Source organism: Fontivita pretiosa (assembly GCF_050410795.1).
GTDB lineage: Bacteria > Planctomycetota > Phycisphaerae > Tepidisphaerales > Tepidisphaeraceae > Fontivita > Fontivita pretiosa.
Window position 1 is genome coordinate 4,819,556 of the sequence record NZ_CP191258.1, and the last position, 21,016, is coordinate 4,840,571.

The 21,016-nt window shown below is 62.8% G+C and carries 17 protein-coding genes; 15 read left to right on the forward strand and 2 right to left on the reverse strand.

Annotation, left to right across the window (positions count from 1 at the left end):
* Positions 1–81 precede the first annotated feature (81 nt).
* The 15 genes from ACQS5P_RS19525 to wecB all read left to right on the forward strand — a co-directional run bounded on the left by ACQS5P_RS19525 (position 82) and on the right by wecB (position 19,444).
* Positions 82–1,029: an ABC transporter permease gene (locus tag ACQS5P_RS19525; protein ID WP_428938293.1), complete on the forward strand. Its 948-nt coding sequence runs from the start codon at positions 82–84 to the stop codon at positions 1,027–1,029.
* Positions 1,030–1,083: 54 nt separating this feature from the next.
* Entirely contained in the window at positions 1,084–2,349 is a 1,266-nt protein-coding gene (locus ACQS5P_RS19530) for an ABC transporter ATP-binding protein (RefSeq protein WP_428938294.1), read from the forward strand.
* Between the two features lie 14 nt (positions 2,350–2,363).
* Positions 2,364–3,332, forward strand: a complete 969-nt coding sequence (locus tag ACQS5P_RS19535) for a glycosyltransferase (RefSeq protein WP_428938295.1) — start codon at positions 2,364–2,366, stop codon at positions 3,330–3,332.
* Between the two features lie 143 nt (positions 3,333–3,475).
* On the forward strand, positions 3,476–4,354 hold the full coding sequence (locus ACQS5P_RS19540; protein WP_428938296.1) for a hypothetical protein: 879 nt from the start codon (positions 3,476–3,478) through the stop codon (positions 4,352–4,354).
* Complete coding sequence (locus tag ACQS5P_RS19545; RefSeq protein ID WP_428938297.1) at positions 4,342–5,598, forward strand: glycosyltransferase family 4 protein; 1,257 nt, start codon at positions 4,342–4,344, stop codon at positions 5,596–5,598. Before ACQS5P_RS19540 ends, ACQS5P_RS19545 begins: the two co-directional genes overlap by 13 nt.
* Positions 5,588–6,598 (forward strand): glycosyltransferase family 2 protein, encoded by a 1,011-nt coding sequence (locus ACQS5P_RS19550; RefSeq protein WP_428938298.1) that lies wholly within the window; start codon positions 5,588–5,590, stop codon positions 6,596–6,598. The genes ACQS5P_RS19545 and ACQS5P_RS19550 overlap by 11 nt, the downstream gene beginning before the upstream one ends.
* Complete coding sequence (locus ACQS5P_RS19555; protein WP_428938299.1) at positions 6,595–7,818, forward strand: glycosyltransferase family 4 protein; 1,224 nt, start codon at positions 6,595–6,597, stop codon at positions 7,816–7,818. Before ACQS5P_RS19550 ends, ACQS5P_RS19555 begins: the two co-directional genes overlap by 4 nt.
* A gap of 26 nt (positions 7,819–7,844) precedes the next feature.
* A complete protein-coding gene (locus ACQS5P_RS19560; RefSeq protein ID WP_428938300.1) occupies positions 7,845–9,002 on the forward strand; it encodes a glycosyltransferase family 4 protein in 1,158 nt (385 codons plus the stop codon).
* Between the two features lies 1 nt (position 9,003).
* Entirely contained in the window at positions 9,004–10,290 is a 1,287-nt protein-coding gene (locus ACQS5P_RS19565) for a glycosyltransferase family 4 protein (RefSeq protein WP_428938301.1), read from the forward strand.
* A gap of 11 nt (positions 10,291–10,301) precedes the next feature.
* Entirely contained in the window at positions 10,302–11,534 is a 1,233-nt protein-coding gene (locus tag ACQS5P_RS19570; RefSeq protein WP_428938302.1) for a glycosyltransferase family 4 protein, read from the forward strand.
* Between the two features lie 35 nt (positions 11,535–11,569).
* A complete protein-coding gene (locus ACQS5P_RS19575) occupies positions 11,570–12,925 on the forward strand; it encodes an O-antigen ligase family protein (RefSeq protein ID WP_428938303.1) in 1,356 nt (451 codons plus the stop codon).
* Positions 12,922–15,183 (forward strand): bi-domain-containing oxidoreductase, encoded by a 2,262-nt coding sequence (locus ACQS5P_RS19580; RefSeq protein WP_428938304.1) that lies wholly within the window; start codon positions 12,922–12,924, stop codon positions 15,181–15,183. The genes ACQS5P_RS19575 and ACQS5P_RS19580 overlap by 4 nt, the downstream gene beginning before the upstream one ends.
* Before the next feature lie 5 nt (positions 15,184–15,188).
* On the forward strand, positions 15,189–16,853 hold the full coding sequence (locus ACQS5P_RS19585; protein WP_428938305.1) for a heparinase II/III family protein: 1,665 nt from the start codon (positions 15,189–15,191) through the stop codon (positions 16,851–16,853).
* A gap of 12 nt (positions 16,854–16,865) precedes the next feature.
* The gene (locus ACQS5P_RS19590; RefSeq protein ID WP_428938306.1) at positions 16,866–18,266 is read left to right on the forward strand and encodes a glycosyltransferase family 4 protein; all 1,401 of its coding nucleotides are present in this window, start codon (positions 16,866–16,868) and stop codon (positions 18,264–18,266) included.
* Positions 18,267–18,322: 56 nt separating this feature from the next.
* Complete coding sequence (gene wecB, locus ACQS5P_RS19595) at positions 18,323–19,444, forward strand: non-hydrolyzing UDP-N-acetylglucosamine 2-epimerase (protein ID WP_428938307.1); 1,122 nt, start codon at positions 18,323–18,325, stop codon at positions 19,442–19,444.
* Between the two features lie 77 nt (positions 19,445–19,521).
* Here wecB and ACQS5P_RS19600 read toward each other — a convergent pair whose 3' ends face one another.
* Both ACQS5P_RS19600 and corA read right to left on the reverse strand, forming a co-directional pair.
* Positions 19,522–19,782, reverse strand: coding sequence for an amphi-Trp domain-containing protein (locus ACQS5P_RS19600; protein ID WP_428938308.1), 261 nt, complete (start codon positions 19,780–19,782; stop codon positions 19,522–19,524).
* A 59-nt stretch (positions 19,783–19,841) separates the two neighbouring features.
* Positions 19,842–20,849 carry a magnesium/cobalt transporter CorA gene (gene corA, locus ACQS5P_RS19605; RefSeq protein WP_428938309.1) on the reverse strand — a complete coding sequence of 336 codons (1,008 nt, stop codon included), beginning with the start codon at positions 20,847–20,849 and terminating at the stop codon, positions 19,842–19,844.
* Positions 20,850–21,016 lie beyond the last annotated feature (167 nt).

A 21,016-nucleotide genomic window follows, 5' to 3' on the forward strand; every position in this document is an offset into this window, starting at 1 on the left:
ACCGACGGGGACGGAGTCTACCCCGATTACGCTTTTAACCCGCCACCGATCGCCAACCGGCGATTGCCTGCCTCGAGCACAATGTCCATCCTTGAAAACACAAGCTCGACTGCCTCGCCCGCACAGCCGGACCTGACCGAAGCTGCGGCATTGCCCGCTCATTCGGCGCCAACTGCGCAGAGCGAACCGCCCCTGACCATCATCCGTCCTCGCTCAGGCTGGCAGGCGGTCGAGCTGCGCGAGGTCTGGCGATATCGCGACCTGCTGTGGCTGCTGGCCCTGCGGGAAATACAGGTCCGCTACAAACAGACCATCCTGGGTGTGCTGTGGGTGATCATCCAGCCGCTGGCCACCAGCGGCATCTTCGCGGCGCTGCTGGGCATGCTCATGGGCCGCGGCAACGAGCCTGGCGTTGCGGGCGTGCCGTACTTCGTCTCCACATTCTGTGCCATGCTTCCCTGGCAGCTTTTCGCCAGCTCGCTTTCGCAGGCGGGCAACAGCCTGATCGCCAACCAGCGGCTGATCACAAAAGTCTACTTCCCGCGACTGATCGTCCCGATGTCGGCGGTGCTGGCGGCGCTTGCGGATTTCGCGGTCGGCCTGTTGGCGCTGGCCGCGGTCATGATCCTCTATGGCCTGTGGCCACCGGTCCAGATCCTGCTGCTGCCGCTGCTGACGGCTGTGGCGGTGCTGGCATCCCTGGCCGCGGGGCTGTGGCTTTCAGCCCTCAGTGCGCTTTACCGCGACTTCCGACACGTCATCCCCTTCCTTGTTCAGCTCGGCCTGGTCGTCAGCCCCGTCATCTACACGACTCAGAAGATTCAACCCAAGCTCCCCGAGTGGGCCATGATGCTGTACGCGCTGAACCCCATGGTCGGCGTGATCGAGGGCTTTCGCTGGGCGCTGCTGCCGCAGGCCGAGCCTCCGCTGCTGGTCTGCGGCCTGTCGATACTCTCGACCGCGCTGTTGCTGATCAGCGGCGCGTTTTTTTTCCGCAGGATGGAACGCAGCTTTGCGGATCTTGTTTGACGACCGCCTATTCACCAGCCACCACTGTGAGCAGCCATCACCGACCACCGACCCATGTGTGACCTGGCCATACGCGTCTGCAACCTCTCCAAGCAATACCGTCTGGGCCAGATCGAGCCGTACAGGACGCTGCGCGACTCGATCATGAACACGGGCCGGCGGCTGCTGCGTCGCGTCGCCGGCCCCGGGCCACGGACCGCCGACCACGGCTCAACAATCTGGGCCTTGAAGGATGTCAGTTTTGAAGTCAAAAGAGGCGAAGTCGTCGGCATCATCGGGCGAAACGGCGCGGGCAAGAGCACGCTGTTGAAGATCCTCAGCCGCATCACCGAACCGACCGCCGGGCATGTCGAGCTGCGCGGGCGTGTGGGAAGTCTGCTGGAGGTGGGCACCGGCTTTCACCCTGAGCTGACTGGCCGCGAGAACATCTACCTCAATGGTGCGATCCTGGGCATGAGCCGCGCCGAGATCCGGCGCCGATTTGACCAGATCGTCGCCTTCGCCGAGATCGAAAAGTTTCTGGACACTCCCGTGAAGCGTTACAGCAGCGGGATGTACGTGAGACTGGCCTTCGCCGTCGCGGCGCATCTGGAGCCGGAGATTCTGATCGTGGACGAGGTTCTTGCCGTGGGAGATGCCGAGTTCCAGCGCAAGTGTCTTGGCAAAATGAGTGGCGTGGCCGAATCCGGGCGCACGGTGCTGTTTGTGAGCCACAACCTTGCGGCGGTAGAGGCGTTGTGCAACTCCTGTCTGCTGCTCCGTAATGGCGGTGTTGGCGCTGTGGGATCGACAGAGGCTGTCATTGCACAGTATCTGACAAGTGATCAGGAGCCATGTTATGACGTCGATTTGTGGAATCATCCCGGCCGGCTGCCAGGGAAGCAACGCATTCTGCGACGGCTGCGCTTGCTTGATGATGGAGGCAGGGTGCTGCGGTGCGCAGAGCTTGGCAGACCGTTGACATTTGAGCTCGAATTGATGTCGGAAAATCGGTTGGCGAATGTCGTTGCCGCCATTCACATTTACAGCTCATTAGGGCAACGCGTGGTGAGCTATCACTCGCGGTATCAGGCTCCAGCCTCAATAGCACTTGAAGGCACGACGATCCTTCGATGCCGGACGCCCATGTGCCAACTGATGCCCGGAGAGTACTCGTTAGTTCTGGGCGTGGACAGCGGTCAGGATACCGTGGATCGGATCGAGTCCGGACTCCACTTCGAGGTTGCCCCACGCGATGTTTACGGCACCGGTCGCGTTCCCTCCAGCCGGCAGGGCGTGTATGTCCCGCAAGCGGAATGGAGTGCATCGTCTGCTTCGTGACGTCTGATTTCGCGATGGGCGCACCACTCGTCAGTGTGATCATCCCCTGCTTCAACGCGGGGCGGTTTGTTGGTGATGCGATCCGCAGCGCATTGCGCCAGACCTATCGACCGATCGAGGTGATTGTTTTAAACGACGGCTCAACCGACGAGTCAGAACAGATTATCCGAAGCTTCGGCGATTCAATCCGCTGCGAGTCCAGCCCGAATCGCGGCGCGTGCGCCGCCAGAAATCGAGGGTTGGCGATGTCGCGCGGGGAACTGATCCAATTCCTTGATGCAGATGACCTGCTGCACCCTGAGAAAGTGGCTCGGCAGGTCAAGGAGCTGAGCGACGATGAAACGATCGCATTCGGCCCGTGGTTACGATTCTCCTGTCGGTTGCCGGCGCCACCATATGAGCCGGATATCTGCGCGGCCACCTTTGCAGAAGATCTACTACTGCAATGGTTGCAGGGAAAGTATGTGATCTGCAATGCCCTTCTTTGGCCAGCGCGGCTTCTATCCCGGATCGGTGGGTGGGACGCTAGGATTGTTGCTAACCAGGATGGTGAACTGCTCATGCGCGCATTGAGCCGGGGTGCGCGGCTGAAATATCGCGATGACGCCTGGGCGTTCTATCGGGTGCCGACAGCGGGAGGCAACATGGCCGCCCGCACGGACGCAGCAGCGCAGCGGTCACGACTGCGAGTCATGTGGCGGGTGTATCGATGGAATACAGGCGGCGCCATAACGAAGGAAGTACTCCTGCGCTTCTGGCAGCACTTCGTCCATCTGGGAGCCTCGCTCATCGATCAGGACCCTCGTTACGCGGCCTTGGCATTTCGTCTGGCACGTCGTGCGCGCTCACGGGCGGGTTGTCGCGGCATGGATCCGACACGATTGATGGGGTACGCGGCTTACGAGCTGAGCAGGCATTTGGGACCGCAGTGGGGGCGACGGCTGCTCATGCCGCTGTTTCGCGCCTGTCGGGAGCGTTTATGACGGTTCGCAGCAGTCTGGACGCTGGGGCACCCGAGCGTTGCGAGCTCATGACGGTGCAGTGGGCACGCCGGATTCGACGCATGTGCCGTCGCGGCGGGCGCGCGGTTCTTTCACATTGTTGTCGCCAATACGGCATCTTGAAGATGTCGTGGATCGGCGGGTTCCATAACGGCAGCCGAATCGTGCCGTATGAAGGCCACGAGGGCGGGAACCGCGCGATTCTCGAGACGCTGGCCAGCGGGCGGCCTGCGATGATCACACGGTATGGCATCTTCGAGTTACGGGCCGTGGCTGGCGTCCGGTTCGGAGCGGACAGGCTGTTGCGAGGTGTGATCACGCCACTGTGTGATAACGCCGGTTTCTTTCCCCGCGATGAATCGTTGCTGCCGCGGTTTGCCGAGATCTACGCTACGGCGACGCGAAACGTTGATTGCTTTGCCGCCTGCAATTACCGTCAAGGACTGTGGGCCTACGAGCAGCGCATCTTTCGCGAATTGTGTCCGAACGCTCGGTTGATCGACATCCGGTCGCTTGATTCATTCTGTTATGCCGAGCCGTGGACCTGGGCCTTGCGGGGCCGCAAAGTGCTGGTCGTGCACCCTTTTGCGCGGACGATTCAAAGGCAATATCTCAAACGTGAGAAGCTATTCATCAACCCCAAGATACTGCCGGAGTTTGGCAGCCTCCACGTGCTGCCGGCAGTGCAGTCGATTGCGGGAAACCAGGTTCCGTTCGCGACTTGGTTCGATGCACTCGAGCACATGTGTCAGCAGATCAGTCAGATCGACTTCGAAGTGGCGTTGATCGGTGCCGGCGCCTACGGGCTACCGCTGGCGGCGCACGTGAAGCATCTGGGCAAGCAGGCGGTCCACATGGGCGGGGTCACGCAGATGCTTTTCGGCATCCGCGGCAGACGTTGGGACAACTGGTATCCGCATCTGTTTAACGAACATTGGGTCCGTCCCGCGGACGACGAACGACCCGTCGGAGCCGAACGCGTGGAGCATGGATGCTATTGGTAGCCGGTGAAACATACAGAGAGACGCAGCAACAGCTCCGCGCACGGGCGCTGCTGGTCCAGTCCAGTTCGAATCCTGACGGATCGGCGTTCAGCGGTCTGCTCGTGGCCAAGGCGATTCTTTCGTTGGGATATGAGCTTCATGTTGCGTTTCGCGTGCCCGGGCCGATGTGTGATCGTTACGAGCAGATCGGCTGCCTGGTGCACGTTGTCCCTCACGAGAACTGGCTCGCCGGTCATTCAGCTCGCGGCCTTGTGAAAGGCCTGCTGCGGCTGGCCCGCGGTGCGTATTTGTTTGGCCGGTTGATCCGCAAGCTTGAACCCGCATTCGTGTATGTAAACACGATTGTGAGCACGCCTGCGGCGTTGGCGGCAAGAGCACACCGGTGTCCGGCTATCCTGCACATCCGCGAGCTCTTCGAGGATGTGGGCGGCGAAATGTGCTGGCCATGGGTCGGTGGCCAGCGCCTGGTACGGTCGGTAGTGCTGGGCGTTGCGGATCGAGTTGTTGTTCCCTCACACGCGGTCCTCGCAAACGTGTTGGGCGATGCGACGGCCTCATGCAGGCTCGTGCCGAATGCGGTGGATGCCAGGTTCTTTGGCATGTCCGACGCGGACCGTACAGACCGCCGGCGACGGCTGGGGTTGCCTGATCACGGGTGCTTCATCATCGGGGTTCCTGGAACGTTGCGGCCGCTGAAAGGTCACCCGTTCTTTCTCGAAGTGGCCGCACGTGTAAGCCAGCTTGATCCCGACATTCGGTTCGTCATCGCGGGGGAGGCACCTGTTTCCGCCTATGGCGATTTCGTCCGTTCGGAGATCGCGCGCCACGGCCTGGGTAACCGCGTATATCTGCTTGGCAGCGTGCCTGACATGCGCGACTTCTACGGCGCATGTGACATCGCATGTGTCCCATCGCGCTCCGAGTCGTTCGGCAGATGCGTGGTCGAGGCATTCGCCTCGCGCACTCCGGTTGTCGCGACAGCGGTCAGCGGCATTACCGAGATTATCCAGCATGAGCGGACCGGATTGCTCGTTCCGTACGGCGATGTCCATGCGATGGCCGATGCCCTGCTCAGTTTGCGTCGTGACGCTGCACTTCGGGAGCGGTTGGCATCACAGGCGCGGGTCATCGCCATCGAGCGATATCATGAGTGCAGACACACCCGGCAACTTGTCGAGTTGATTCAAACGCTCGTGGCCAAGCACAGCGCCTCGAGTCCGATCCGAATTGGCCATGTCGAATAATCCGCTGACCTCAGTGATCATCGTTGCCTGCCACGGCCAGAAGTGGATCGGGCCGTGCGTCCGTTCGTTGTGTCAGAGTACACGAAATCTGCCCGTGCAGGTCATTCTTGTGGACAACGGCGGGACGACCCCTGGCCTGGTGGAACTGTCAGAATTGTTTCGGCCCATGTGTGTTGTTCGCACCGCGCAAGTGCTGGGTTTTGCCGACGCGAACAACTTTGCACTGCGGCACGTGGATCCTGCGACCGATGCGGTCTGTTTCCTCAATCAGGACACCTTGAGCGGAGAAGATTGGCTGAGCCAGTGTGTAACCGAACTGCGAGCCGATGATATGCTCGGGGCGGTCGTGCCGATGATTCGCACGTACGATTGGGCGGGTTGGGATCCGGAGTTCCTTAGCTGCATGCGGCAGGCGGAAGGGTCGGCGCGATGGATCGAGTCGGGCGCGGAGCTGCGGTCTGTGTATTACGTTCCGTATGCGCCGGCCGCCGCGATGGTGGTGAAGGCGTCAGTGCTTCGGCAGGTCGGGCCGTTCGATCCGGTCTTCGGCAGCTACTACGAGGACTACGATCTGTGCAGGCGGATCCGTGGCGCGGGCTACCGGATCGGGATCATCACAGGGGCGCGCGTGGCGCATTATTCCGGCTCGGCGACACGGACGGCCTCAGAACGACGTTGCCGTGGTCGCAGGATTGTGCGTAACCGCGTGCTCTATGAGATCCGGTTGGCCGGACGACGCCGGACAATGGCATTGCTGCGATACTTCGCATTGAGCTTCCCCCGCAATTTGGCGCGGAGCCTAATGGGTCGCTCGGCGCATCCGCCGCTGGAGTTCCTTAGGGGGCATCTGGATCTGCTTCCGCTGACACGTCGGATGTTGTCGGAGGCACATGATCGCTGCGCATGGCGCGCAGACCTGGCAAGAAGTGGATTCGCGTTCGCCGCGGGCGCATCCGAGATCGATCGTCGGCCAACGCGTTCGTCCACCGCTGTGACATGAAGATCCTGCACCTCAACGAGCGCCTCGGATGGCACGGCGGGATTGAAACATACCTGCTGACTTTGGTGCCTCTGCTGGAAGAGCGTGGCTGTCGCGTAGTGATTGGGTATGCATCGGGCGACGTCGCACTGACGGCGCGGTCACGATGCATTCCGACACTCTTACACGCGGGCCGGCGCGCGGAACGAGAGTGCTATCAGGCGGTATCGCGCATCCTCTCGGAGGAATGTCCGGACTTGGTGCACCTTCACAACGTGCACAACATCGGCGGCATTGCAGCATGTCTGGATATGGTGCCGACGGTCATGACCGCACACGACTACCGCTACATCTGCCCCACATCGTCGCTCTATTACAAGAAGACACATCAGATCTGTGGGCGAACCTGCGGCCCGGGATGTTTTACCACCACCTTGCGACACCATTGCCTCACACCTCGGCCGTTGTACGCGATGCGGTACTATCGGCGTGTACGGTGGGTGATGGCGAATGCGCAGCGGTTGCGGTGTGTGATTGCGCCAAGCCAATACGTGGCGGCGCGGTTCGTTGCGAGCGGCTTTCCGGAACAGCGGGTTCAGGTGCTGCCATACTTCTGTCCAATCGAGCCCGCCGATGATCCCGGATCTCCGCAACCCCCCACGCTTCTGTTCGTCGGACGCTTTCGTCCCCACAAGGGAGTTGAGTGCTTCATTCAGACCCTGGCACTGCTGCCGAACCATGTTAAGGGCCTGATGGTTGGCGACTGCGAACCCGGCATGCGTAAGCGGATTAGGCGGCTTGCCGAATCGCTGGAGTGTGCCGAGCGCCTCGAGTTGGAAGGATGGGCATCGCGCCAGGCAATTCGGAGCGTCTACGCGCGTGCAACGGTCCTGGCGTTTCCCTCACTTTGGCCAGAAACGCTTGGAATCGTAGGCCTTGAAGCACTGGCGTGTGGCGTGCCGGTGGTTGCCAGTGATGTTGGCGGGGTTCGGGAGTGGCTCGCTGATGCCCAGACGGGCCTGTTGGTGCCTGCGGGCAACCCCGCAGCCCTGGCGGAAGCCGTGCAACGCCTGCTCAATTCGTGCCAGCTACGCCAGTCCTTTGGTCGCAATGGAATCGAGCTGATTCGACGCCGGTTCAGCCCCGGCAGCCACTTGGAAAGCTTGCTTGAGATCTACAAACGATGCGTTGAGACATCTCCGCAGCGCCTCTCGGGATTGCAGGTGGTGAAAACAACGTGAGAGAGAAAGGCCAACTGCGTGTCGGAGTGTACCTGTTTTTCTGTCGCGGCGGAATTGCGCGATATACGCTGGAGTTGCTGCGAGAACTGTCGGCTCGACCGGAGCTCTGGATGGAGCTTGTCTGCGAATCCGCCTTCGACCTGCCGCGCCAATTGACATATTCCATCTGGCCCGAGTTGTACTCGCTTGGGCACCGATTTGCTCTTTTGCGCCGGTCAAGATTCATGGCAGGTCAATGCGTGAATCCGGTACGCTTGTGCCACCGCGCCGCGAAAGTCGGATATCAGATCGTGCACTTCAGCGATTTTAATCACGTTACCTATCCGCTATGGGCACGGGCGGTGCGCACGAATGGTCGCAAGGTCGTAGCCACCGTGCACGATGTCACCCGCGCAAAGTGCCTGTTGAACCGGCGGTACGAGGACAGCCAGCTTCGACGATTCTACCGCGATGCCGACGCCCTGTTTGTCCACAGTCGGGCGCAGGCCGCGGAACTGGTTACGTGGGCAGCGGTCGATCCGCAGCGTGTGCATGTCGTGCCGATGGGGGGCACTGATTACGGCAGGCCATCCGCCGACAAACAGCAGTTGCGGCTGCGGCACGGGATACCCGCAGGAAAGTTGGCCGGCCTGTCGTTCGGAAACCTGCGTGATGACAAGAACCTCGATCTGTTGCTGAGCGCATTGGTTTCCACTCGCCGGGACGTTCATCTGGTGGTCGCCGGGCGGGAAGCAGCGCGAGGCCACAAGCCCTTCGATCACTATCGCCGGTTGTGCCAGGAACTGGGAATCCTCGAGTCCGTCACCTTCATGAGCGGTTATCTGTCCGACCAGCAGGTTGCGGATCTGTTCACAATGTGCGACTTCGTCGTGCTGCCTTATAGCAGCCGATTTACCTCACAGAGCGGGGTGATTGGTGTGGCAGCGCAGTACCGGCGCCCCGTGCTGGCTTCGTCTACTGTGACGTTTCGCGAACTTCTCTCAGATCACGATATCGGACTGTTGATAGAGCCGGACAACGGTCAGAGCCTGGAAGCCGGGCTAGCGCAGATGGCGCGACTCATCCAAGCTAACCATCCCTTCCGGTTCGATGAGTATCTGCGTGCCAATAGCTGGCATGTTAATGCCGAGATCACCTCGCGTGTGTACGCCAGACTGTCCGACGGTGGAAACGGATCTTCCTGAAGTGAGCCTTGATCGGCCTGTGCTCATCAACGCCGTCTCCGCACGCGCGGGAGGCGGTGTCAACGACCTGCTGCATACACTGCCCAGGCTCCGGGACGCGCTGGGGAAACGGGGATGGAATATCAACGTGTTCTGCGCGGCCGAGGCGATCGATGAACTGCTGGCCAACGGGTATCCGCCCCGGGAAATGAGGCGGATCAATACCCGTTCGCCACTGCGGCGGGGACTGTGGGAGTTTGTCCGGTTGCCGCAGTTGGTGCGGTCGCTGCGGCCGGCGGTGGTGTTTCACTTTTCCAACTTCATCTTCCGCGATCTGCCGGTGCCGCAGGTGGTGGTGTTGCGGAGTCTGACGTATTTCGCCCCGGAGTATGCCGCGATGCGGCGGAAGGGGTATCAGAACCTGAGGTATCGACTGGGACGGTATTACTCCAGTCTCACCATCGAACGTGCGGCGGCGGTGTTCTGCATCTCGCAGACACATCGGCGGCAGATCATCCAGAGCGTTGGGACGATGGGCGAAAGAGTGCGCGTGGCGCCGCTGGGGGTGCAGATTCCGGAATCGGCCAGGCGGCTCATTGGCGCGCAGCGCCGCGAGCTGCTGGAGCTGTTGCCGACTGAGCATCGCCAGCCGCTACAACCGCTCGTGCAGGCCGGGCGACGTGTCGTGTTGAACGTTTCGCACTACTACACGCAGAAGAACTTTCTTACGCTGCTGCGGGCGATGGAGCTGCTGGCGCGTCGCCGGTCAGACGTGACGCTCGTGATCACGGCCGGGATCGAACAGTATCGCGGCGGACGAAACGAGCAGGTGGAGCAGGAAATCCGACTGGCCCGCACGCTGCGTCAGCGCGGCGTGCTGTGCGACCTTGGGCCGGTATCAAAGCAATGTGTCTGGCCGCTGCTGGCGATGGCGGATGTTTTCACGTTTCCGTCGTCGCTGGAATCGTTCGGGCATCCGCTGCTGGAAGCAATGGGAATGGATGTGCCGGTCGTGGCGGCGGACACCGAAATCCATCGCGAGATCTGCGGACAGGCGGCGATGATGCATCCGGTATTTGATCCTGAGGCGCTGGCCGAGGCGATCGAGCGGGCCACGGACGATGGTGCACTGCGGACGCGGCTGATCGCGGCCGGACGCCTCAACATCCGCCGATTCAGTTGGGATACGCATGTGGAACAGTTGGTGCAGGCGATCCTGGAGGTCGCTGGGCAGCCTTCGACAGATTCGATAGCAGGCGATGAGCAGTGCGCCGCACCGGCTGCGCCGGCTGTGGTTCAAGAGCGATAGCAAGCAGACTCATGACCGACAGTGCCCGCACGCCGCTGCTGTTCATCACGAACATCCCCAGCCCCTACCAGGTGGATTTCTACACCGAGCTTCAACGCCAGCGCCCGGGGTTTTGTGTGATCTTCACCGCCGCGGCGGAATCCGATCGCCAGTTTGCCGCAGGCGAACAGTTGTCGTTTTCGCATGAGATTCTCGACGGCGACTTTTCCTGGACGACACGGCTTCGCAAGGACTGGCACCGACATCAGCAGCTTTGGGCGAGGCTGGAACATCATTCGCCGCGACTGCTCGTGATCGGAGGATCCTACCTCATGCCCGACGCGCGCACGGCCAGGCGATTTGCGCTGTCTCGGCAGGTGCCGTGGGTCTACTGGGGAGAAAATCCGTTCAAGCGTGGACGCTTGGGGGTGCGGGCGCAGTTGCGGGCGCGGTATTTGCGGTGGTTTTTGCGCGGCGCGGCCGGCGCTATCGGCATCGGAAGCATCGCGGCAGGCGAGTATGAGCAATTGTTGCCGGGGCGGGCGGTGGCGAACATTCCCTATGCGCCAAACCTTGAGCCGCTGGTGCGTCCGTCGGCGGCGACGGTATCGGCGGCGGAGGCATATCGCGGCCGGCTGCTGAACGGCTCGGCGCAGGGCATCATCGTGATGTTTTGCGGATCGCTGGATCGTCGCAAGGCGCCGGATATGCTCCTGGAGGCGTTTGCGGCGGTGGCGCGCAAGGTGCCGCGGGCGCACCTGCTTCTGGTCGGCGACGGTCCGATGCGACTGTCTCTGGCGCAGCGCGCCGCCACGCTCGAGCTGACTGATCACGTGAGCTTCGCGGGGTTCGTTCAAGGCGATGAGCTGAGGCAGGCGTATCTGGCATCCGACATTTTCGTTCTGCCGACACGGGGGCACGAAGGCTGGGGAGTGGTCGTGCAGGAGGCGATGGCAGCGGGGTTGGCGGTGGTGGTCTCGGATCGAGTTGGTGCCGGCGCGGATTTGATTGAGGACGGTCAAAGCGGGCTGGTCTTTGCGGCGGGCGATACCGATCGCCTGGCCGAGTGCCTGCTGCGACTGTGCGAACAGCACGAGCTGAGGGCGAAGCTCGGTTTGTGCGCGCAACGACGCGTCGTGGCGACAGGCGCGGCCCCGGCGGCGCTGAAGCTGCTGGGTTACCTGGACTGCGTGAAGCAGACGCGCGACGCCGCAGCACCGCCGTCGATCGCGCCGACTCAGAGCAAGACCTCGCAGCCGACGTGAACGGAAATCGCATGGGCGAATCGGATACAGGCGTGATGCACGTACGAATCCCGGGGCTTCGGCCGGTGTATCGGCTGCGGCCGGCTGATTCCAAGCCGGAGCTGGCGACAGGCGCAAAGCCGTCGCCGCGTGCGGCCGCGGCGCACGCCGGTGCGCTTCGCAAGCCAGACGCACGATGGCGCGATTCCGTTGCCCTGACGGTTACCCTGGGGTGGGTGCTGCTCAATATAGTGGATACGCCGTGGGCGCAGATGCTTCCATACATCAACCCCGCGCGGGTGCTGGTGCCGGCGTCGTTGTGCCTGATCCTGATCTTTGAGCCCAGGCAGCGGTCGGGTGCATCGGGCATGAGACTTGGCCCGTGGGTGGGATGGATCCTGGCGGCGGGGATGTTGTCCAGCGCGATAGCGTATGTGCCATCGCTGGGGATGCTCAAGCTGGCGCTGTACATGGGGGTGCTGATTCCAATCTGCCTTTCACGTTCGCTGCGCGATGCGTTTTCGCCGGATGCGCCCGGACTGCGCTGCCTGGGGTGGGTGATGCTGGCGATGCTGGCGGCCAGCGCGGTCCTGCTGCCGATCAACCGCACGGGTCTTTATGACAATCCCAACAAGCTGGGAATGCTGACGGTTTGCGGCTGGCCACTGCTCATGTGGCACATACACGAATCTTCGCGGACGGGTCGTCGCATCCGCTGGGTGATCGGGTGGGCAGGGTTGGTGATGTGCATCGTGGTGTGCGTGGCGACGTGGTCGCGCGGGGGCATCGTGTCGCTGGCGGCGGGGCTGGTGGCCTATGCGGCGCTGCGGCGCTCGCCGACGATCGGCTCGCTGCTGGTCGGATTTCTGTTCGTGGCGGCTCTGGGGGCGCTGCTGTGGGTGATGGGCGATGTGTTCCGGGAATATGCCTACAAGGGACGTGAAACGCTGCTGGGCGAGGGCCGCACCTTGGTGGCCCAGGAGACGTTGCGGGCGTGGATGGCGCGACCGCTGCTGGGCTATGGCTTTGGATTGTCCTGGACGATGACCCCCGAGGACGCCGAACTGGTCTTCCAGACCGGACGAATGAGCTGGTTCAGCCTGGAGTTTGGCAACTCGACGCTGGCGATGCTCAGTGGCGGGGGACTGGTGATTGCGGCGTTGTTCTACGGGATGATCGGGTCGGTGTGTCTTGCGGGGGTGCGATCACTTCAGCTCCGTGGCACGGAGCCGCGGATGCGCGACCTGCAACTCATCCTCGTCGCGGGCATTATCGGGATGCTCGTGCACTCGCAGGCCGAGGCATGGCTGATGGCGCCGCTGACGTGGCCGACGGTGCTTTTCTGGGTGTACGTCGCGGTGTGCGCGTATCTGGGCGGGGTGATGACCGTGCGGGAGAGGCGCGGCGAATGAAACAGATTCTTCAGTCATATCGCAGCGGCGAATTGTGGCTGGCGGAAGTACCGGCGCCGGCGCTGCGCGCGGGCGGGGCGATCGTACAGACGGCGGCGAGTCTGGTCTCCGCCGGAACCGAGCGAATGATCGTCACGCTGGCCAGGAAATCACTTGTGGGCAAGGCGATGGCGCGGCCGGATCTGGTTCGTCGAATCATCCGGAAAATCCGCGCCGAAGGATTCACCGCCGCGATGGACAAGGCGCTGGCCAGGCTGGATGCTCCGATCGCGCTGGGCTACTCGTGTGCGGGCACAGTGATCGAAGTTGGCCAGGGTGTTGCCGGAGAATTGCAGGTGGGCGATCGTGTGGCCTGCGGCGGAGCCGGCTATGCCACACACGCGGAGCTGAACTACGTTCCCAGGAACCTGCTGGCGCGGATCCCGCAGAACGTGAGCTTCGAAGATGCTTCTTTCACGACGGTGGGGGCGATTGCGATGCAGGGCGTGCGGCAGGCGGATGTGCGGCTGGGGGAATGCGTGGTGGTCATCGGGCTGGGGCTGGTGGGATTGCTGACGGTGCAGATTCTCAAGGCAGCGGGATGTCGCGTGCTGGGCTGTGATCTTGACGCTGGTCGATGCTCGCTGGCCCGGCAGTGCGGCGCCGACGATGCAGTTGGACGAGAGAGACTGAGAGAATCGGCGGCGGCGATGAGCGGCGGGCACGGCGCCGATGCCGTCATCATCACCGCCGCCACCGCTTCGAATCAGCCCATCGACGATGCCGCGGAGATCTGCCGCGTCAAGGGGCGCGTGGTGGTGGTCGGCATGGTCGGGATGCAGATACCGCGCGAGCCGTTCTACAGAAAGGAATTGGATCTTCGTTTGAGCATGTCGTACGGCCCCGGACGCTACGATCCGCACTACGAGGAAGGTGGCCAGGATTATCCGATCGGGTATGTGCGCTGGACCGAGCAGCGCAACATGAGCAGTTTTCTGGAACTGCTGTCGGCGGGAAAAGTTACTCCGGGCAGGCTCATCACGCATCGCTTCGGCATCGACGATGCGATGCGGGCGTATGAGCTGCTTGAGCATGGCAGCGAGCCGTGCCTCGGAATGGTCATCAACTACCCGACGCATGCGGCGCCGACGAAGGCAGCGCGAGCGGTCGAGCTGCGTCCGATCCGGGCCATCGGCCGGGCGGATCGCATCGGCGTGGGGCTGATCGGGGCGGGCAATTTCGCCCGAGGTGTGCTGATCCCGCACCTGCTGAAGCTCGATGGTCTTGAGCTGGTCGGCGTGTGCACGGCCACGGGAATGACGGCGACTCAGGCGGCACAGAAGTTCGGCTTTGCGCGGGCGACAACCGAGGTGTCGGATCTGCTGGAAGATCGGCGCATCGGGGCCATCTTCATCGCCACGCGCCACGACAGCCATGCCCGTCTGGTGTGCCAGGCGCTTGCCGCGGGCAAGCACGTGTTCGTCGAGAAGCCGCTTTGCATGACGCCTCAGGAGCTGGAGCAGATCGAGCGCGCGGTGGAGGCATCGCCGGGGGTGTGCCTGATGGTCGGATTCAACCGTCGCTTCTCGCCGCACACCCAGGCGATTCGCCAGGCATTCGCGTCGCGCGGCACGCCGATGATGATCGGATACCGGGTGAACGCAGGTGTGGCGCCGCGAGATTCGTGGCTTCAGGACCGCAGCATCGGCGGGGGACGGATTATCGGCGAAGTGTGTCACTTCGTGGACTGGTGCGAAGCGGTGATCGGATCCACGCCGGTGCAGGTGCAGGCTGAGTGCATCGCCACTGACGACGCAAGGTTCAACGCCCAGGATAACCTGGTGGTGACGATGCGTTACGGAGATGGCTCGGTGGCGACGATCCAGTACGTGTCGCTGGGGCCAGGCGAATTGCCGAAGGAGCGGGCGGAAGTCTTCGCGGCCGGTGGGGCGGCGATCCTGGACGATTTCAGGCTTACAACCTTTTACGGCATCAGGCGTGCGACGGTGAAGACACGGCAGGACAAGGGATTTGCCGGGGAGCTGTCGGCGTTTGTCACGGCGGTGCGCGACGGAGGCTCGCCGCCAATTCCATTACAGAGCATGGCTCGCAGCACGCGGGTCACGTTTGCAATTGTGCAGTCGCTGAGCACGGGTCGGGCCGCTGCGATTGAGCCCATCGACGACGCCGTGGCGGATGGATCGGCGCAGACGCCGGATACGTCGCAGGTCGCCGATGCGATCCGGGCGAGTGGTCTTGCCGGGCAGAGCCTTGGATGAGGGTGATGCGCGTGCTGCATACGGTACGGCATCTGCGGCCGCGACAGATCGCAGCCCAGATTTCGTATCGCCTTCGCCGGAGTTGGGACGATCCGGCGGGGGTGTTGCGGTGGGAGCCGCCGGCGTTTGCGGGGATCGCCTGGCAGCCCAGCGGACGTTTCCTGTCCCCGATGATCGGTTCAAATTCGCCGCAGCGCATTCGGGCCGGACAACTGGAATTCCTTAACCAGCTTGTTGCCATCGGCTTTCCACCGGACTGGAATCGTGCCGATTTGCCGCGCCTGTGGCGGTACAATCTCCAATACTTCGAACACCTCTGGGCGATTGAACGGGCAAATGATGCGAAGGCTCTGGTGCTGGACTGGATCAACCGTCGCCAGCCGTCGCGCCAACACGTTGGCTGGGAGCCGTACCCGATCTCGCTGCGCTTGATGAGCTGGTGCGGTGTGCTGTTCGACAGATTTCGCGGCGAGATCGCGCACGATCCGGAGTTGATGTCGCGCCTGTGGCCAAGCATCTATCGGCAGGCCGAATGGCTGGCAGGGCACCTGGAGACGCATCTTCAGGCCAATCATCTGCTGGAAAACGCCGCGGCGTTGACGGTCGTGGGATGCTGTTTTGCGGGCCAGGCCGCGCAACGGTGGCGACAGATCGGCACCCGGCTTCTGCGAGAGCAGGTGCCGGAGCAGATCCTGCCCGACGGTGGACATTACGAGCGTTCGCCGATGTATCACTGCCGCGTCGTCTACGTGCTGGCGATGCTGCGGAACATCGGCCAGGCGGATGTCTCGGAAATCGTCAGTCGTCCGCTTGAGCGCGCGGTTCGGGCGATGAAGCTGATGTGCCATCCAGACCGGCAGATCGCGCTGCTGAACGACAGCGCGTTTGGCGTCTACAACGAGCCGTCGGAACTCGCAGCGTACTGCGGCCAGCCGGAAGACCCGCCGTTTGGCAGCTTTTCGCTGCCGGACACGGGCTACTTTGGCGCTCGGGCGCGCAACGGTTCGTACGTGATCTGCGACGCGGCGTCGATCGGGCCTGACCACCAGCCCGGCCACGCGCATGGCGACATGCTCAGTTTCGAGCTGTCATTGCGGGGACAGCGGGTAATCGTGGACAGCGGAGTGCACGACTATGAGCCGGGCGAGATGCGAGCCTACTGCCGCTCCACCCGGGCGCACAACACAATCGAGATCAACGGGCAGGACCAGTGCGAATTCTGGGATGTGTTTCGCGTCGCGCGGCGGGGACATGTGCATGATCTGTCCATGAGGCCACGCGAAGATGGATTTGAGCTTTGTGCCTGGCACGACGGCTACACGCGGCTGGGAGGCGTGCCGCGGCACCGTCGCCAGTTTCGCTGGTTTGAATGCGGGCGGCTCGAGGTGAGCGACACGATCCTCGCCGATGCGCAGATCAGGGCGGTCTCGCGCCTGCACCTGCACCCGGACTGCCGCATCATCGAAGCGGGAAGCGATGGAGTGCGGGTGGTGTACCCCGGCGGTGTGTTCCGCGTCGTGCCGTCGCCGGCCCAGTGTCAGATCGGCATCGAAGACTCGTGGTATTGCCCGCGGTTCGGTGTGAAGCTGGCCAACCGCGCGATCGCCTTGCGGGCGCGCGGCCGGGACAGGATCGCCATGGGGTTCACGATTGCCGACGGCGAAGCATAGGGGATGCCAGCAGTGCTGACGAGCAGTTCGAGCGGGAGATTGCGCGACTGGATACATCGCGTCAACGCCGGATGGGACCGGCGTGGCGACATCGTTTCGCTGACGGAATCGATCCGTCGTTCGCGCCCCTCGCCGCGGCGCGCGGCCGCTCCGCACCGCTGCCCCAGGACGCGGATTCTGTTCCTCACGCATTACTTTCCGCCGGAAGGCAACGCGCCCGCCTCGCGGGTGCACGAGATGTGCAAACGATGGGCCCGCGACGGACACGAGGTGACCGTCATTACCTGCGCTCCGAATCATCCGACCGGCATCGTGTACAAGGGATACCGCAACTGGCTGCTTCAGCAGGAGTGGATGGACGGCATCCGCGTGCTGCGGGTGTGGACGTTTCTGGCGGCCAACCGGGGCAAGGGACGCCGGGCGATCAACTTCGTGTCGTACATGATCATGGCGACGCTGTTGGCGCTGTTCCTGCGCCGCCGGGATGTGCTGATCGCCACCAGCCCGCAGTTTTTCTGCGGGTGGGCTGGCGTGCTGGTTACGGCGCTGCGGCGCATCCCATTCATCCTGGAGATCCGCGACATCTGGCCGGAATCGATCCATGCCGTCGGCGCCTCGGAGCGGAATCTGCTGCTGTGGCTGCTGGAGCGGATGGAGCAGCAGATGTACGCCAGCGCGTTCAAGATCGTGACCGTTGGCCAAGGGTACAAAGAGCAGCTCATCAAGCGTGGTGTGCCGGAGGCGAAGATCCAGATCGTGACCAACGGGGTGGACCGCGAACTGTTTGTCTCGCACCACACCGATCAGAGCGTGCGGGCGCAATACGGGCTGGGCAAGGCGTTCGTGTGCGCCTACGTGGGGACGATCGGTCTGGCGGCGGGACTGGACGTGGTCCTGCGGGCGGGGGCGATTCTCAAACAGCGCGGCCGCAAGGATATCAGGCTGTTGATGGTCGGCGACGGCGCCACGCGCGAGCGGCTGGAGCGCGCCGCACGCCAGCAGGGGCTGGACAACATCATCTTCACGGGTCTGATCGGCCGCCAGCTCGTGCCGCAACTGCTCAGCGCCGTGGATGCCTGTTTGGTACACCTGCGCCGCAAGGAGTTGTTCGAGTCGGTGCTGCCGTCGAAGATCTTCGAGGCCGCCGGAATGCAGAAACCGATCATTTTGGGGGTCAAGGGGCACGCTGCCAGGCTCGTCAATGAGGCCGGCTGTGGCATTTGCATCGAGCCGGAGAATGCCGAGCAGCTTGTGGAGGCGATCGAGAAGCTCGCCGCCGATCCGGAGCTGGCCAGACGGCTCGGCCAATCGGGTCATGACTATGTCCGCAGGCACTTCGATCGCGATCAACTGGCTGAGCAGTATTTCCAGATCATTCGCGAGGCGATCGAGACGTGCCCGATCGTCGTGTAGGACCGGACCTTCGGCACGCCGAGACGGACGTTGCATCAACCTGTGGTTCATCGCAGATGGCTTGTTGCGGATTGAAGGTCATCAACGTTGTGGGGGCACGGCCGAACTTCATCAAGATCGCGCCGATCATGCGGGCGAGTTGCGCGCCAGGCAGCGGGATCGAACCGATGCTTGTACACACCGGGCAGCACTACGACTCGCGGATGAGCGGGCGGTTTTTCGACGAGTTGGAGATTCCCCGCCCCCAGATCGATCTGGGCGTGGGCATCGCCGCGGGCAGCGGCTCGCACGCGCAGCAGACCGCCGCGATCATGAACGCCTTCGAGCCTGTGGTGCTTGAGCACAAGCCCGACGTCGTGCTGGTCGTCGGCGACGTGAACAGCACCCTGGCCTGCGCGCTGGTGGCCGCCAAGCTGCGGGTGAAGCTGGCGCACGTGGAGGCGGGCCTGCGCAGCTTCGACCGCTCGATGCCCGAGGAGATCAACCGAATCGTCACGGACTCCATCAGCGATCTGCTGTTCTGCTCCGAACAAAGCGGCGTAGTGAACCTGAAGCGCGAGGGCGTGCCTGCCGATCGGATCCACTTCGTCGGCAACGTGATGATCGACACACTGCTGAGCTGTCGCGCAAAAGCCCGCACTTCAACGATTCTGGATGATCTGAAGCTCCGGCCGTCGGAGTATGCGCTGCTGACGCTGCATCGCCCGGCCAACGTGGATGACGACGGCACGTTCGGCCGGATACTCGATGCGCTGGAGGCGATTCAGCAGCGGCTCGAGGTCGTGTTCCCGGTGCATCCGCGGACGCGCGCGATCCTGGCGCGCTCGCCGATTGCCGCACGAATCGGCCAGATGAAACAGCTTCGGCTGATCGAGCCGGCGGGTTATCTGGACTTTGTGAAGCTCATGTCGCACGCCCGGGTCGTCCTGACCGACAGTGGGGGAATTCAGGAAGAGACGACGGTGCTCGGCGTGCCGTGTCTGACCCTGCGCGACAACACCGAGCGCCCGGTGACGATCCAGTGTGGAACCAATCAACTGGTCGGCACCGACCCGCAGCGAATCCTCGGCGCCTTCGCCGCCGTCACCAACGGCAAACCGCCTCCGGCGGATCTGCCGCCGCTTTGGGATGGCCAGGCGGCGCAGCGCATTGTCGAGGCGCTTGTACAGCACGCATAGTTGCAGCCACTGAAAACTCGTGCGCATGACCCGAGCCGGCGACAGATTCGCCGGCTCGTGCTGTTTCCACGGGCACACTACCGCCGCGACTTCCTCGGGATTGCCCGCTGGGGGAGCTTTCGCCGCCACAGCAGTTGGAACTCGATTTCTTCATCGCCGCCGCTGCGTTCGTGCTCGACATTGAACGTTGCATCAGCGGGGATGTGGACTCGCTCGCCGGCAACCTGGATGGTGAAGGCGCGTGCCCGTTCGATGGCGTCAGCCAGCCGGCGCAGCTTGGCGGCGAACTGCCGGCGGGAGTAGGTTCGCTCCAAGTCTCTGTCGGATGATTTGGGCATAGGCGATCTGACTCCAGCAATGGTGCATCACGGTCTACCGCGCGGCGCACCGGCCCGCGTCACAGCCATTTCCTCCTGTGGAACAGGTACAGCAGAAACAGGATCAACGCCACCGTCCCCAGCATCGAGACCCAGAAGCCGGTGGGAGAACGCAGGACATCGTTGAAGCCGGGCACGCCCTCGAAGTTCATGCCGTAGAAGCTGGTGATGATCGTCGCCGGCAAAGCACAGACGGTGATGATCGTCAGCGTCTTCATGATCTGGTTGAGGTTGTTGCTGATGCTGGACAGGTACACATCGCGCGCGCCGATCACCAGATCGCGGTACAGCTCGATCATCTCCACCGCGCGCACGAGATGATCCAGCACGTCCCGCAGATAGACACGAGTCGATTCCCGGATGAATGGCACCTCGCCGCGGGTAAGCTGCGCGATAACTTCCCGCTGCGGGCCTATGATGCGACGCAGATTCAGCAGCTCGCGCTTCTGGATCGTGATTTTCGGCAACAGCTCGGGCGTGGGGTCGGAGGCGGCCTTCTCCTCGAGGGTGTCGATCTCCTCCTGCATGTGATCCAAAATGGGGGTGTAGTTGTCCACGAGCTTGTCCAGGATGCTGTGCAGCAGCAGGTCGATGCCGGGATCGAGCACCACGCGCGGATCGGACCTGGCGCGGTTGAGCAGTTCATTGATCGAGCGATGCGGCTCCTCATGGATCGTCACCAGGTATCGCTCGGAAACGAACATGTCCAGCTCTTTGGTCCGCAGCTTCTCACGGAACGTTTCCAGGTCCGGGCCGTGGATGACCATGTAGAAATACCCCTGCTGGCACGCGTCGCCGATGTGATTGTAGCTCTCGATCTTGGGGCGCTGGCTGTACTGGATCGTGTCCTCGATGGCCAGCGGGTGAAAGCCGAAGACGTCATCGAGCAACGCCAGCTCCTGCTCATCCGGCTTGTTCATGTCGAGCCAGAAGACGGCCTTGGGATCGCGCACGGCGGCGGCCAGGGTTTTGGTATCGGTGTACGTCGAGATTCGCCCGTCTCCGAATTTGATGAATGCGGTAAGCATCGTGTTATTGCCCGCGAACAACAACCGGTTGCCGGCATCTGCTAATGTATCGCAGCGGCTTGCGCTTCGCCAAAAGGCCGGATCATCAAGGCCGGGCAGCTCTGGATTCCGGCCGCGCGGTGCGGCGGACGGCAGGGACATTCTGGTGAGCCGCCAGCTTCTGACTT